Annotated in this window: 12 protein-coding genes; 7 read left to right on the plus strand and 5 right to left on the minus strand. The window is 60.4% G+C overall.

What is annotated here, in order from left to right; all coding sequences use genetic code 11:
- Nucleotides 1-31: 31 nt before the first annotated feature.
- The gene (locus tag A0W34_RS32720) at nucleotides 32-190 is read left to right on the plus strand and encodes a hypothetical protein (RefSeq protein WP_156423205.1); all 159 of its coding nucleotides are present in this window, start codon (nucleotides 32-34) and stop codon (nucleotides 188-190) included.
- 113 nt (nucleotides 191-303) lie between these two features.
- Here the strand turns inward: A0W34_RS32720 and A0W34_RS05495 are convergent, their stop codons facing one another.
- The gene (locus A0W34_RS05495) at nucleotides 304-1,149 is read right to left on the minus strand and encodes a hypothetical protein (protein ID WP_064112929.1); all 846 of its coding nucleotides are present in this window, start codon (nucleotides 1,147-1,149) and stop codon (nucleotides 304-306) included.
- Nucleotides 1,150-1,257: 108 nt separating this feature from the next.
- Here A0W34_RS05495 and A0W34_RS05500 point away from each other — a divergent pair, with 108 nt between their 5' ends.
- From A0W34_RS05500 to A0W34_RS05510, 3 genes are all read left to right on the plus strand, one after another.
- Nucleotides 1,258-2,493: a cytochrome P450 gene (locus A0W34_RS05500; protein WP_042920218.1), complete on the plus strand. Its 1,236-nt coding sequence runs from the start codon at nucleotides 1,258-1,260 to the stop codon at nucleotides 2,491-2,493.
- Nucleotides 2,490-3,053 carry a TetR/AcrR family transcriptional regulator gene (locus A0W34_RS05505; protein ID WP_058227331.1) on the plus strand — a complete coding sequence of 188 codons (564 nt, stop codon included), beginning with the start codon at nucleotides 2,490-2,492 and terminating at the stop codon, nucleotides 3,051-3,053. Before A0W34_RS05500 ends, A0W34_RS05505 begins: the two co-directional genes overlap by 4 nt.
- A 99-nt stretch (nucleotides 3,054-3,152) precedes the next feature.
- On the plus strand, nucleotides 3,153-5,066 hold the full coding sequence (locus A0W34_RS05510; RefSeq protein WP_081557437.1) for an alkyl/aryl-sulfatase: 1,914 nt from the start codon (nucleotides 3,153-3,155) through the stop codon (nucleotides 5,064-5,066).
- Between the two features lie 43 nt (nucleotides 5,067-5,109).
- On the opposite strand, the gene A0W34_RS05515 is transcribed toward A0W34_RS05510, so the two are convergent.
- Entirely contained in the window at nucleotides 5,110-6,222 is a 1,113-nt protein-coding gene (locus A0W34_RS05515) for an NDMA-dependent alcohol dehydrogenase (RefSeq protein ID WP_054827326.1), read from the minus strand.
- 163 nt (nucleotides 6,223-6,385) lie between these two features.
- Between A0W34_RS05515 and A0W34_RS05520 the strand changes: the two genes are divergently transcribed.
- A complete protein-coding gene (locus A0W34_RS05520; protein ID WP_081557438.1) occupies nucleotides 6,386-7,345 on the plus strand; it encodes a helix-turn-helix domain-containing protein in 960 nt (319 codons plus the stop codon).
- Nucleotides 7,346-7,354: 9 nt separating this feature from the next.
- On the opposite strand, the gene A0W34_RS05525 is transcribed toward A0W34_RS05520, so the two are convergent.
- From A0W34_RS05525 to A0W34_RS05535, 3 genes are read right to left on the minus strand one after another with little or no spacing between them, the layout of a single operon-like run.
- Nucleotides 7,355-7,975 (minus strand): L-threonylcarbamoyladenylate synthase, encoded by a 621-nt coding sequence (locus A0W34_RS05525; RefSeq protein WP_003945756.1) that lies wholly within the window; start codon nucleotides 7,973-7,975, stop codon nucleotides 7,355-7,357.
- 26 nt (nucleotides 7,976-8,001) lie between these two features.
- Nucleotides 8,002-8,427 (minus strand): MerR family transcriptional regulator, encoded by a 426-nt coding sequence (locus A0W34_RS05530; RefSeq protein ID WP_007734605.1) that lies wholly within the window; start codon nucleotides 8,425-8,427, stop codon nucleotides 8,002-8,004.
- Between the two features lie 35 nt (nucleotides 8,428-8,462).
- A complete protein-coding gene (locus A0W34_RS05535) occupies nucleotides 8,463-9,962 on the minus strand; it encodes a SulP family inorganic anion transporter (protein ID WP_232329993.1) in 1,500 nt (499 codons plus the stop codon).
- A 297-nt stretch (nucleotides 9,963-10,259) separates the two neighbouring features.
- On the opposite strand from A0W34_RS05535, the gene A0W34_RS05540 reads away from it, so the two are divergent.
- Nucleotides 10,260-11,474, plus strand: a complete 1,215-nt coding sequence (locus A0W34_RS05540; RefSeq protein WP_081557440.1) for an Ig-like domain-containing protein — start codon at nucleotides 10,260-10,262, stop codon at nucleotides 11,472-11,474.
- Between the two features lie 55 nt (nucleotides 11,475-11,529).
- Nucleotides 11,530-12,648: an Ig-like domain-containing protein gene (locus A0W34_RS05545; protein ID WP_081557441.1), complete on the plus strand. Its 1,119-nt coding sequence runs from the start codon at nucleotides 11,530-11,532 to the stop codon at nucleotides 12,646-12,648.
- Nucleotides 12,649-12,846 lie beyond the last annotated feature (198 nt).

The raw sequence follows: 12,846 nt of genomic DNA on the forward strand, positions 1-12,846 counted from the left end.
CGCGTACACATTCCATGATGAGGAGCTAGACATGGCATTCACCACTGGCAGCAGCAAGACGGACCTCGCAACTCTCGGCGACTTCCAGAAGATCATTGCAGGCCTGGGCGGCGTTCTCGTCGGCATCGGCGCAGTTGCAGGTCTTCTCGGCGCAATTGGTGGCGCAGGAAGCTCGCAGCCGAAGGCTTGATTGCTTCGCTGAACCGGATTTACGGCCCCCGGCCCGCATTCTGAAGGTATTGCCTTCGTGGATGCGGGCCGGAGGTTTGCCTGCAGATGAATACCTGTGTCTTGCAGGCACATTCATTTTTGTGATACGTCGACCTTTGCCGGCACATCCACACCTTCTTCGTAGACCTGGGGCCCGAAGTTCGGCAGCGGAGTGAAGTCGAGTGCCGCCTCCGAACCGCGGTAATGGCGGAAGTGGAAGAGGGATCGGTCGGGCCGCACCAGGCTGTCCGGTTCGCTTGTCTTCCATCCCCAGTGGACGTCTGCTCGCAAAATCTCCGACAGCCTCAGTATGTTCTTGCAACCATGGCTCTGTAGCCCAAGGCATTTCAATTCCTCGACGTCTCGCAATTGCCCGTCGCGCGTCCACCTGGATTCGTAGACCAGAGCATCGAGAACGACGCGGTGCGAACCCGCTTGAGTAACGCCGGCAAGTAGAACCTCCCAGTCCAATCCTGGTGCGTGTTGGAGGTATTCGTCGGCGTCGATGAATGCTGCCCATGCGACGGTGTCGCGGTACCGGCTCACGTAATCGACGTACGCCTCTACCTGTCCGTGCACGATCCGACCGTCCGCGTCGCGCGGTTGCCAGTCGACGATCGTCACCGGAAGGTCGTGCAGTTCTTTGCGGAATGCGACCTGAACTTCACTGTCCGACATCGATCGGGTGAAGGCGCCGTAAGAGTTGCCTCTCTTGTCCTCGCTGCGGCCGTGCCAACGGTTGAGACTGAATGCGCTTGTCTTGCGGGTGGACCCGACGGAACCGGTGTTGTCGTAGAGAACAACCTCCCAGCCTTGCTCGATGTGGTGCAGGCACCAGTCCCTGATGAAGGGAAGATGTTCGCGGGGGAGCAGGACCGCAACCACGGCGCGGCGCCCGGCGTCAGAGCTGTTCGGATGATTCTTCGGATCCGTGATCACCCGACACACGATAGTGCTCTGCGTGGATGCGAGTTACTCAATGCTGCTCGTGGGAAAGGTTGATCGTAGAACGTTGACACATTCGGCAATTTGTCTCATAGTCGAGTCATGACAACTTCTGTGTCACATTCGCCACGGTTTGTACCTTCCACCGGGGAGTCCTGGCGTTCGCCCTGGGCCATGTACGACGCATTGCGCGAGAACGACCCGGTGCACAACGTTGTGCCGGAAGCTGCGCCGCAGGACGACTACTGGGTGCTCACCCGTCACGAAGACGTCTACAACGCCGCTCGCGACTACGAGACGTATTCGTCGGCAAAGGGATTGACCACTGTCTACGGTGAACTCGAACAGATCGGGATGCAGGACAATCCGCCGTTCGTGATGCAGGATCCGCCAGTGCAGTCGGAGTTCCGGCGCATGGTGTCGAAGGGTTTCACTCCGCGTCAGGTATCGGCGGTCGAGCCGATGGTTCGCGAATTTGTCGTCGAACGTATCGAGGCGCTGAAAGCGCGTGGCAGCGGCGATATCGTCGTCGAGCTCTTCAAACCGTTGCCGTCGATGGTTGTCGCACACTATCTGGGTGTGCCGGAATCGGACCGTGACCAGTTCGACGGCTGGACCGAAGCCATTGTCGCTGCCAATTCGGCAGGTGGTGTGGCCGCGGCAGCGACGACGGCGCAGGCCGCCACCGGTGAGCTGATGATGTACTTCGCTTCGCTGATCGAACGCCGCAAGGTCGAACCGGGTGACGACACGATTTCGCACCTACTCGCCGCTGGACTCGGTGAAGACGGCGACATGTCCGGCCTGCTGTCGATTCTGGGCTTCGCCTTCACCATGGTGGCCGGTGGAAACGACACCACGACAGGAATGCTGGGTGGTTCGGTGGCGATGCTGACCGAACGCCTCGACCAGCGTCAGATCCTGCTGGACGATCCCGCATTGATCACCGACGCGGTCGACGAGTTGCTTCGACTCACCTCACCGGTCCAAGGACTGGCACGCACCACGACGCGAGATGTGGCCTTGGGTGGCAAAGTGATTCCGGCAGGACGTAAGGTTCTGCTGATGTACGGTGCGGCCAATCGTGATCCCGAGAAGTACGGACCCGACGCGGCGGAGTTGGACGTCTTGCGTCGACCGCAGAAGATCCTCACCTTCAGCCATGGCGCCCACCATTGTCTGGGCGCATCGGCAGCTCGAATGCAGGCGCGAGTTGCTTTGGAAGAGTTGCTTTCCCGGATTCCCGACTTCCATGTCGACATCGACGCGATGCAATACGCGCCGGGCAACTACGTGCGCCGTCCGCTCTCGGCTCCGATGTCGGTGACTCGGCCATGAGCAACGACTGGCTCGGCGAGGGGCGCGCCTTGGCGGCAGCCGAGAAGATCCTCGACAGCGCGGCACAATTGTTCGTCGCGAAAGGCGTCAACGCGGTCGGTATGGCGGAGATAGCCTCTGCTGCAGGATGTTCCCGGGCCACCTTGTATCGGTACTTCGAGAATCGGCAGGCTCTTCACGTTGCGTTCGTTCACCGCGAAGCTCGCAGGCTGGGAACTGCGATCGCGGAATCGGTAGCGACCATCGACGATCCGAGTGAGCGTCTGGAGACGGCCATACTCACTGCAGTGTCCGCGGTGCGTAGCACTCCGACGTTGGCTGCATGGTTCACTCCGGGTGATGCGAGTCTTGCCGGTGAACTTGCCAATTCATCCGACGTCATCAACGGACTTGGTGTCGCGATGCTCGGTGAACTCGGAGCAGGCACAGCGTCGCGGGCGCGCTGGATCGTGCGAGTGATTCTCTCGCTGCTCATGGTGCCGGGGGCGGACGAGAACGACGAGCGGACGTTGGTGCGTGAGTTCGTCGTTGCGCTGTTGATTGCTGGACGGGCTACCTGATCATCCCTTCCGGGTGATGCGCGAGGGCTGCGTGGGAATCGAGGATGAACCGATATCCCGACACAGGTCACCGCGAGTTCCCGAGGAGCGTAAGGGAAGATGACTACACCGTCCGAACTCGACCCCAAGCCCGCCACCGAAGCGACTCGCCTGGCAAATGCCCAGGTTCTCCGTGACCTTCCTTTCGATGACACCTTCGACTTCGAACTGATTTCTCGAGGTCTCGTGGCACCGCTCATCGATGGCGGACTGGTCAAAGGTGACAAAGGGCAGTTCATCTTCTCGTACGACGCCTACGGGTTCGCCGACGGCGATGCACCGGATACCGTCAACCCGAGTCTGTGGCGCCAAGCCACTTTAATGGGAAAGGGCGGTGGACTGTTCAAGCTGGCTGATCGTCTGTACCAGGTGATCGGCCAGGACTTGTCGAACACGACGATCATCGAGGGCGACACCGGGTTGATCATCGGTGACACTCTGATGTCCGCGGAAACAGCCGCTCTCGCGCTGGAGTTGTACTACCAGCACCGCCCGAAGGTTCCGGTCAAGGCAATCATCTTCACGCACTCCCACGGCGATCACTTCGGCGGTGTCAGAGGATTTGTCACCGACGAAGAGATCGAGTCCGGTGCCGTAAAGGTCTACGCACCAGACAGTTTCACGGAGGAAGCGATTTCCGAGAACGTACTTGCCGGCACGGCGATGACACGTCGCGGAATGTACATGTACGGATCGTTCCTGCGTCCGGGGCCACAAGGGCAGGTATCCGGTGGTCTCGGCCTGTCCACTTCGCACGGAACTTCGACGTTCGCCGTGCCTACCGACGTCATCACCGAACCGGTGCACGAAGAGGTCATCGACGGTGTGCGCGTGACGTTCATGCTCGCGCCGGGAACCGAAGCGCCATCCGAAATGCTCTTCTATTTACCAGATTTCAAGGCGCTCGGGTCAGCTGAGGACGTCACGCACACGATGCACAATCTATACACGTTGCGCGGCGCCAAGACTCGCGACGCCAAAGCGTGGTCGCACTACGTGCGTCTGGCAATGGAACTGTTTGCCGACGTCGAAATCATCTTTGCGCAGCATCATTGGCCCACGTGGGGCAACGACAAGATCTTGAAGCTGATGTCGGATCAGGCAGATCTGTACAAGTATCTGCACGATCAGACGTTGCGCCTTGCCAACAAGGGACTGACACCGGTAGAGATTGCCGACCAGATCGAGGTACCCGACGCCATCGGAAAGCAGTGGTACAACCGTGGGTACTACGGCTCGCTCAGTCACAACGTCAAAGCGATCTACACCTTCTATCTCGGTTGGTTCGACGGCGTTCCCGCTCACCTCAATCCCCATCCGCCGGTGGAGAACGGCAAGCGCTACGTCGAAGCCGTCGGCGGACCGGACGCACTTTTGACCAAGGGCAAGCAGGCGTTCGACGACGGCGACTACCGCTGGGCGGCCGAGCTGGTGAACCATCTGGTGTTCGCCGATCCGAGCAATCAGAAAGCGCGAGAGTTGTTGGCGGACACGTACGAACAACTCGGCTACCAAGCCGAGAACGGTACGTGGCGCAACTTCTACCTGGTCGGAGCGATGGAATTGCGGCATCCGCTGGCGCCGATGCCGTCCAACAACCCCACTGGCCCGGCCGTGGTCGCAGTGATGCCGCTCGAGCAGATGCTGGACTTCTGGGCAGTTCGCCTCGACGGTCCCAAAGCAGCCGATGTAGACCTGTCGTTGCGATTCGTGTTGTCGGACACCGCGGACAACGTCCTGGTCACAGTGCGCAACGGCGTGCTGAACTACGACATGGACAAGGCAGATGCTTCGGCCGCCCTGACTCTGACCTTGACCCGTGCCGTGTTCAACGAGGTGTATCTGGGAAGGACCTCGCTCACCGAATCCATCAAGGCCGGAACGGCAAAAGCTGTGGGAGATCAGTCCGAACTGGAGACGTTCATCTCGCTGCTGGAGGACTTCGATCTGTGGTTCGATATCGTCACGCCGTGACAGTCGCACCAGTCACGCCGTGACTGGTGCGACTGATCGGTGATCAGTGTTCGTGAATGATGACTCCGCGCATGATCTTTCCCGACTTCATGTCGTCGTAGCCCTGGTTGATGTCTTCGAGGCGGTACTCGGTGGTGACCATTTCGTCGAGCTTCAGCAGTCCGACTTCGTAGAGGTTCAGTAGTCGGGGGATGTCGGCGCGAGGGTTACATTCGCCGAACAGGCTTCCGCGGAGCTGTTTTTGGAACAGGGTCATTTCGGCGAGGTGCAACTGTGTGTCGGTGGCGCCCATCGGTGAGACTGCCGTCAAAACCACGCGGCCACCCTTGCGGATCAGTCCGACCATCGGCTGGATCATGTCGCCGCTCGCTACTCCGACGGTCAGGATCGCGACGTCAGCCATGACGCCCCAGGTCAATTCGTTGACCAGCGTCATGGCTTCGTCGATCGACGAAGCAAAATGTGTTGCTCCGAGAGTCTCGGCCATGGCTTTCTTGTCCGGCGAGATGTCGACTGCCACGATGTGCCTCGCGCCTGCGATTTTCGCTCCTTGGAGGGCACTTCCACCGATCCCGCCGATTCCGACGACGACCACGGAGTCGCCTGGCGAGACCTCTCCGGTGTTGACGGCAGATCCCCAACCGGTGGTGACTCCGCAACCGACGAGGCAGGCCTTCTCGAGGGGAATCCATTTGTTGATCTTCACGACCGACGCTTCCGGTACAACCGTGTAATTGCCGAAAGTGCCCAGAAGCGAGAAGGTTCCGACGTCCTTCCCGCGTGCTGCCGCGCGGTACGTTCCGTCGACCTGCGCGCCGGCCATCAGAATGGCGCCGAGGTCGCAGAGGTTGCTCTGTCCGACTGCGCACCAGCGGCAGCGTCCACACGAGGGAATGAACGAGAGGACGACGTGATCGCCCACCTCGACGTCTCGTACGCCGGGGCCGACTTTCTCCACTATGCCCGCACCTTCGTGGCCACCGATCACGGGGAGCGGGACTGCCAGATCACCGGTCACAGCATGATCGTCGGAGTGGCACATGCCGCTGGCAACCACTTTGATCAGGACTTCACGTTCTTTCGGATCTGCGAGCTCGATCTCCTCGACACTCCACGGTGTGTTGTGATCCCACAGCACGGCTGCCTTCGCCTTCATCGACATTCCCTTCGAGCGTGCTTCGCGGTGCAGTGTCTTCTCGTCTGCTCCTGGACACATGCTGTCTCCCGTCGGGGGCCTCGGTCATGTATCTGCGCGCCACGGTTTGGTGTTTTCGCGCCGTTTCGCCCATCCATGAAGTGAATTTGCGATAACCTTAGTTATGGTCACCATCCGGTCTGGAGAGAAGACTGCCGACGGCATTCCTGTCGGTATGGGAGGCCAATGGTGGGAATCTCGTCTGCGGGAGCAGTTCATTCCCCTTGATGTGCAGGTATCCCGATCGGATCTCCGGGAGAGATTCACCGCATCGGTCAAGCGACGCTCGCTGGACGACTTCGGTCTCGTCGACCTCAGCTGCGATCCGTGCACAGGAAAGCGAACCGCAACTCAGGTATCCGACGCCACAGAAGACTGGGTGGTGCTGATCGCAATCCAGTCAGGACGCGAAGCGCTGACACGAGCAGGTGAGACGACTCTCGTGGGCGCTGGTGACGTAGTTCTGTGGGATACGCGCAATCAGGCCGAGTTCGAGGTTCTGGAGTCGATTCGTTCGATAAATCTGCTGATTCCGCGCTCGGCCCTGGCGGAAGTCTCCGGTCGAGCGTGGCCGGCTTTCGGCGGCGCGCTGGAACGGGACTCACCGTCGGTACGTTTGTTGGTTTCCTATCTGTCGATGCTGGCCGATTCGTTGGCCGAACTTCCTGAATCCGCGGTATCAGCGGCCAGAAATGCCACCCTCGAACTGTTCGACGGGGCAGTGAGCCAGACCATCGGAACTGAGGACGCTGTCGGTTCCGATGGTCTGCGCTTGTCGATCGATGCCTGGATCGACGGGCACCTGTGTGATCCGTCGTTGTCGTTGACCTCTGTTGCCGCCGCCCACGCGGTCTCGGCCCGGACGGTCCAGCGAGTTTTCGGCCGATCTGGTGAGACGTTCAACGGGACGGTACGGGCGCGGCGGTTGGCCAGGGCACGCGAGGAATTGCGTCGCACGAACAGTTCGATCACCTCGATCGCCACCAGATGGTGTTTCTCCGACGCAAGCCACTTCTCGCGACTTTTCAAAGAACGGTTCGGGACCTCTCCGGCGGCCTTCCGCTCTCGGAAAATGCGGAGCTGACGTCGGGGCCTACTCGAAACGAGAAGGATCTCCCGCGCCGACCCGCACGATTTCGGGAACACCGGACGAATAGTCGACGACTGTGGTGGGTTCGGTTCCGCAGTCACCCGAGTCGATGACGGCGTCGAGTTGGTGGTCGAGTTCTTCCTTGATCTGCCAGCCGTCCGTCATCGGTTCCTCGGCGCCGGGCAGGAGAAGGGTGCTGGAGAGGATGGGTTCACCCAACTCTTGCAAGAGTGCCCGCACTACCGGGTGGCTGGGGATACGCACTCCGACGGTCTTCTTCTTGGCGTGTGCCAGCCGACGCGGAACTTCCTTCGTGGCGGGAAGGATGAACGTGTACTGCCCAGGCGTAGCCGCTTTCACCGCGCGGAACGCCGAGTTGGTGACGTGGACGAAGTGCCCGAGCTGCGCGAAATCGGCACAGACCAGCGTGAAGTGATGGTCCGAACGCAGATGACGGATCTCGCGGATCCGATCGGTGCCCGAGTGATTGTCCATTCGGGCGCCCAGGGCGTAGCAGGAGTCGGTGGGGTAGGCGATGACCGCGTCGTTGCGCAGCATTTCGACGATCTGGCTGATCGCGCGCGGCTGCGGGTTTTCCGGGTGAACGTCGAAGTATCGGGCCATCAACTCAGCTTAGTTCAGCTTGCAGATCACGAATGCCGTTCACCGTTGAGACTGTGGTCGGCGAGCAAACCCGTCAGCTCTTCGGCGTAGGCAAGTTGCTTACGTAAGTGTGTGCAGCTTTCTTCCGCCCGGGTGTGGCAGTCGGTGACGAATTCGGTTGCAGCGGTGCGCGTTGACGCGTCCGAAGCTTCGTCGCCGAGCACTGCCAGAGAATCGAGAAGTTGTTTCATTTCTTCGAGACTGAATCCGAGCGGCTTCATTCGTCGGATTACCAGTAGCCGTTGGACATCGGCCTCGGTATAGAGGCGGAATCCTCCGGCGCTCCGCTCGGACGGAGTAACCAGACCGACCTCGTCGTAATGACGAATCGTCTTGATCGACAGTTCGGTGCGTTCGGCAACCTGTCCGATCTGCATGTTCGGCCCTTGGCCCGCATGTTCCGGCTCAGACATCACTCCCACTTTCCTCGCGCTGGGCTTCCATACTCTCAGTGACCGTCACCCAGGCGACCGGACAGGCGCAGGTGGCGCTCGGCCGATGCGTCGTCGAGCCCCACGATCTCGACATTCTTGCCTCTGGCCGCGTACTTGGTGGTGATGGCGTCCAGTGTCGCGACGGTCGACGCGTCCCAGACATGAGACTCGGACAGATCGATGACAATGTTCTTCGGGTCGCCGGCGTAGTCGAATTGGTAGATCAGATCGTTGCTGGATGCGAAGAACAGTTCGCCTCGAACCGCATAGACACGGGTGTCCTCGTCCGGATGCGCGACGTCGATCACTTCGGTGAGATGCGCGACGCGGCGGGCGAAGATGACCATCGCGGTGATCACTCCGATGATCACGCCGTAGGCAAGATTGTGGGTGGCGACGGTGACTACCACGGTGACCAACATGACCACTGTCTCGCCGATCGGCATGCGGCGCAGGGTCTTCGGATTGATGCTGTGCCAATCGAAAGTGCCGACCGAGACCATGATCATGACGGCCACCAATGCGGCCATGGGAATCAACGCCACCACATCGCCGAGGCCGACGACGAGTATCAGCAAGAACACGCCCGCCAGGAAAGTCGAGATTCGAGTGCGAGCGCCGGAGACCTTGACGTTGATCATGGTCTGGCCGATCATCGCGCACCCTCCCATGCCCCCGAAGAAGCCGGTGACGATGTTCGCGACGCCTTGGCCCCACCCTTCTCGGGTCTTGTTCGAGTGAGTATCCGTGACGTCGTCGACGAGCTTGGCCGTCATCAACGATTCGAGGAGTCCGACGAGCGCCATGGCCAATGCGTACGGCGCAATGATCGACAGTGTGTGCATGTCCAGGGGGACGTCGGGGAACAGTAGCGTCGGCAGGCTCGACGGAAGCTCGCCCTCGTCGCCGACGTTGGGGACATCGAACGCGAAAACGACTGTGGCGGTTGTCAGTAGCACGATTGCCACCAGTGGAGCCGGGACGGCGTTCGTCAGTTTCGGCAGGAATACGAGTATCAGAAGTGCGACTGCAAGGAGTGGGTAGACGAGCCACGGAACATCGATCAGGTGGGGGAGTTGGGCGATGAAGATCAAGATGGCGAGTGCGTTGACGAATCCCACCATGACGCTGCGCGGAATGAAGCGCATCAACCTTGCGACGCCCAGGAGGCTCAGCACGATCTGGAGAAGGCCGGCCAGAAGGACTGTCGCAATCAGGTAGTCGATTCCGTACTCGCGCGTCAGTGGAGCGACGACCAGTGCGACGGCGCCGGTAGCTGCGGAGATCATTGCGGGTCGTCCGCCGACGACGGCGATGGTCACTGCCATCGTGAACGACGCGAACAGTCCTACCCGCGGATCGACGCCCGCGATGATCGAGAACGAGATCGCCTCGGGAATCAGTGCCAACGCCACGACCAGTCCGGCCAAAACCTCCGTTTTGAGACGGTGAGGTGACCGGAGCGCGGCCCGAACCGAATTGTCGTTGGTGGATGAAGCGATGGTTACTGCCATGAGATTCCGTCCTGACGAGGTTCTCATACTCTACCCTCCTGTAAGGGTAGAGTATGAACGGAGTTCTCACTACGGCGCGGATTTCTGTCGAATTGTGTTTCCCCGCAGTGAATCTCGAATCGCGAGATTGATCGAGAGGGGCAACGCTCGCGGTGGAGGTCAGATGTGACGACCAGTAGCCCTTACCAAGTATTTACCTACTGTGTGGTTTTTGTTTATTGAAAAAGGGTCAACTCGGGCGCTGACTCCGTTACAGTTCGGCGGCAAACGTCAATCAGGTTGTTCCGAGAGGACATCATGTCAAAACGCCTACTGAATGCTGCGCTCCTTACCGGCCTCCTTGTCGGTGGAACCGCTGTGGCCGTGATTCCGGCAACCGCGGCGCCCGTTGCAGAAACCACGTCGACAACGTTCCAGGTCACGTGCCGCGCAGTTCCGAGTGCGTTCTCCGGTCCTTCGTCAGACGGAAAGCCTGCTACGGTGCGGGTTTCGGCTCCGACGGTAGTCGCGCCAGGTCAGGTCTTCGACATCGACGTGGATCCGGGTAGCGTCCAGATCCCGAACGATGTGAGCGGCGCAAGCGTCAAGAAGATCTCGCGTCTGAAGATTGATCTGCCGATTCCGACCAACGCGGAGTTCGTTTCGGCGACGGTCACCGATCCGGGCAATGTTATTGCCGGGAAACCTGCTTCGGTGATTCGTGTCAACGAAGACGGTGCTCCCGCAGCGGACGGTCCGATACTCCGGTTGTCCGGCGCAAACGAAGCGATCGGCAACAGCCCGTCATCGTCGTCGGGTGCGCACGGTGGGCTGGCGATCAATGCTCAGTCCGGTGCCGAGACGAACATCGTCTTTCCGAAGATCAGAATCACCGTAAAGGCCGGGCCTTCCGGCGCAGTCGAAACCAATGTCCGGACTTCGGGTGCTTCAGGTACTTTCGGTGGGCCGGAGTCATTTTTGACCTTCCTCCCTCAGGTCAGTCACTGGCTCGCGGGAACCATCTGGGCGCCCACATCCTGCTCGCCGCGCGACGCTGAGACCGGCCCCCTCAATGCCGGTGCCGGCGCCCTGGCATCCACGAAGATCGACGGGGACCTGGAGCCCGTTGATCCTGAGCCAGGCGCGGACATCGTGACTAAGCTCGAAGGACCGGCTACCGCCGCGACCGGTACCAAGGTGTCTTTTGCTTCTCACGTCGATCCGGAAAACGCAACGGGAACAGTACAGTTCATGGTCGACGGCAAACCCGTCGGTGACCCGCGGCCGGTGGTTCGCGGTATTGCGCGCCTGGATCTCACCTTCGGTAAGGCGGGTACCAAGTCCGTGACTGCAGTATTCACCGCTACCGGAGACGAGGCGAAGTACACGTCGGCGGCACACGTACTCACGGTGACCGGTGACACCACAGGTCCGGTCGATCCCAACCCGACCGATCCGGGCACCCCGGGTGGTCTCGGCAGCCTCGAGTCCCTTCTGCCGCAGCTGCCAACGGGTTCGCTCGGTGGCAAGTGATCACGGTCCTACCTCACTGAACTTTCAATGGCCGAGTTCTTCTGAAAGGCAACACATGAACCCCCGCACTCTGGCAGTTTGCGCTGTCGTACCAGCACTCGCGGCCGGACTCCTCGCTGTGTCCGCGCCGGTGGCAGCGGCTTCCGATACCGTGACGCGGACAGTTTCCTTCGAACACAAGTGCCGGGTCGACGGCGCCACCGATTGGGATTCGTCGTTCTCCGACAACATGGAGGTAACGGCGCCCACGTCCGTGCGTCCCGGCGAACAGTTCACAGTGAAATTGCATCCAGGCACCATGCGTAGTTCGGATTCGGACACCGGTCGTATCAAGTACGACATCGCACTACCGCAAGGGGCAACCCTGGTTTCGTACTCCCTCGTCGGTGATTCGTCGTCCAACTTGACCGGCGAGACTGCGGTGCTGCTCCGGGTGGGCGCAGACGGAAACGCGAACCCGGCGGGTGAGTACCTGCGAATTACCGGTACCGGCAACAAGACAGTCAACGACGGTCCGAGCGCGAACGACAACAAGCCCAAGGAAGGGCTGCAAGTCAAGGCGAACACGGACTTTCGTTTACCGGCAGTCGAATTGAAACTCGAAGCTCGGTCCGACGAGGGAAACGCGACGACGCACCTGCGCGCCGGGGCGACGAGCCCGAGCATCAAGATCAAAGACACGAGCATGAGTTTCGGTGAGTCCCGGTGGGTCAATGCCGCTGGGTATTGTGTTGCTGCGGGCGAGGGACGCAGCGCCCTCTCGACTACCGAGGTCTTCACGACCAACCGGACCGAGACGATGGTCGCTGTCGCACTGGAGGCACTGACGGGCGAAGACGTCAAGATTGCGGCGAGTATCGACCCGAACCCGGGTGAGGGAACGGTCGAGTTCTTCGACGGCGATACGAAGATCGGCAGCGCCACAGTCGATTCCAATGGCCATGCAGAACTGGTCTGGCCGTTCCGCGACCAGGGCGAGCATCGCATCACCGCAAAGTTCTTGGGTACCAAGAAGTTCAGTTCTTCGGAATCTGCGGACAAGACCGTGACCGTCACCGTGCCTGGTGTCATCGTCGTCGAGCCGGTGGATCCGACGGAACCGGAAACTCCTGGTGGAACCGGAAGCCTCGGGGACATCTTCTCGAAGCTGCCGACGGGCTCACTCGGAGGCTGAGTCACCCAAACGGCAGGGGAGCGTCGACGTTTCGGCTCGAATGCGGGTGTGTGATCGAATACTGGAATGACAGGTTCGAATCATGCCGAGAGCCGCAACGCCGGCGTTCTCTGATCTTCTCAATGGGAGTCTCCGTCACGGAAATCGGGCCAGAACCACAAAAAGGTAGCTCACCAAAACTCGTGCCCTTTTACTACC

This window comes from Rhodococcus sp. BH4, assembly GCF_002079265.1.
Classification (GTDB): Bacteria; Actinomycetota; Actinomycetes; order Mycobacteriales; family Mycobacteriaceae; genus Rhodococcus_F; species Rhodococcus_F qingshengii.

What these genes read in the sequence shown, in the direction of transcription:
- A0W34_RS32720 (WP_156423205.1), top strand. Translation starts at nt 32, where the DNA reads ATGGCATTCACCACTGGCAGCAGCAAGACGGACCTCGCAACTCTCGGC.
- A0W34_RS05500 (WP_042920218.1), top strand. Translation starts at nt 1,258, where the DNA reads ATGACAACTTCTGTGTCACATTCGCCACGGTTTGTACCTTCCACCGGG.
- A0W34_RS05525 (WP_003945756.1), bottom strand. Translation starts at nt 7,975, where the DNA reads ATGGCCCGATACTTCGACGTTCACCCGGAAAACCCGCAGCCGCGCGCG.
- A0W34_RS05530 (WP_007734605.1), bottom strand. Translation starts at nt 8,427, where the DNA reads ATGTCTGAGCCGGAACATGCGGGCCAAGGGCCGAACATGCAGATCGGA.
- A0W34_RS05510 (WP_081557437.1), top strand. Translation starts at nt 3,153, where the DNA reads ATGACTACACCGTCCGAACTCGACCCCAAGCCCGCCACCGAAGCGACT.
- A0W34_RS05520 (WP_081557438.1), top strand. Translation starts at nt 6,386, where the DNA reads ATGGTCACCATCCGGTCTGGAGAGAAGACTGCCGACGGCATTCCTGTC.
- A0W34_RS05505 (WP_058227331.1), top strand. Translation starts at nt 2,490, where the DNA reads ATGAGCAACGACTGGCTCGGCGAGGGGCGCGCCTTGGCGGCAGCCGAG.
- A0W34_RS05515 (WP_054827326.1), bottom strand. Translation starts at nt 6,222, where the DNA reads ATGAAGGCGAAGGCAGCCGTGCTGTGGGATCACAACACACCGTGGAGT.
- A0W34_RS05535 (WP_232329993.1), bottom strand. Translation starts at nt 9,962, where the DNA reads ATGGCAGTAACCATCGCTTCATCCACCAACGACAATTCGGTTCGGGCC.
- A0W34_RS05545 (WP_081557441.1), top strand. Translation starts at nt 11,530, where the DNA reads ATGAACCCCCGCACTCTGGCAGTTTGCGCTGTCGTACCAGCACTCGCG.
- A0W34_RS05540 (WP_081557440.1), top strand. Translation starts at nt 10,260, where the DNA reads ATGTCAAAACGCCTACTGAATGCTGCGCTCCTTACCGGCCTCCTTGTC.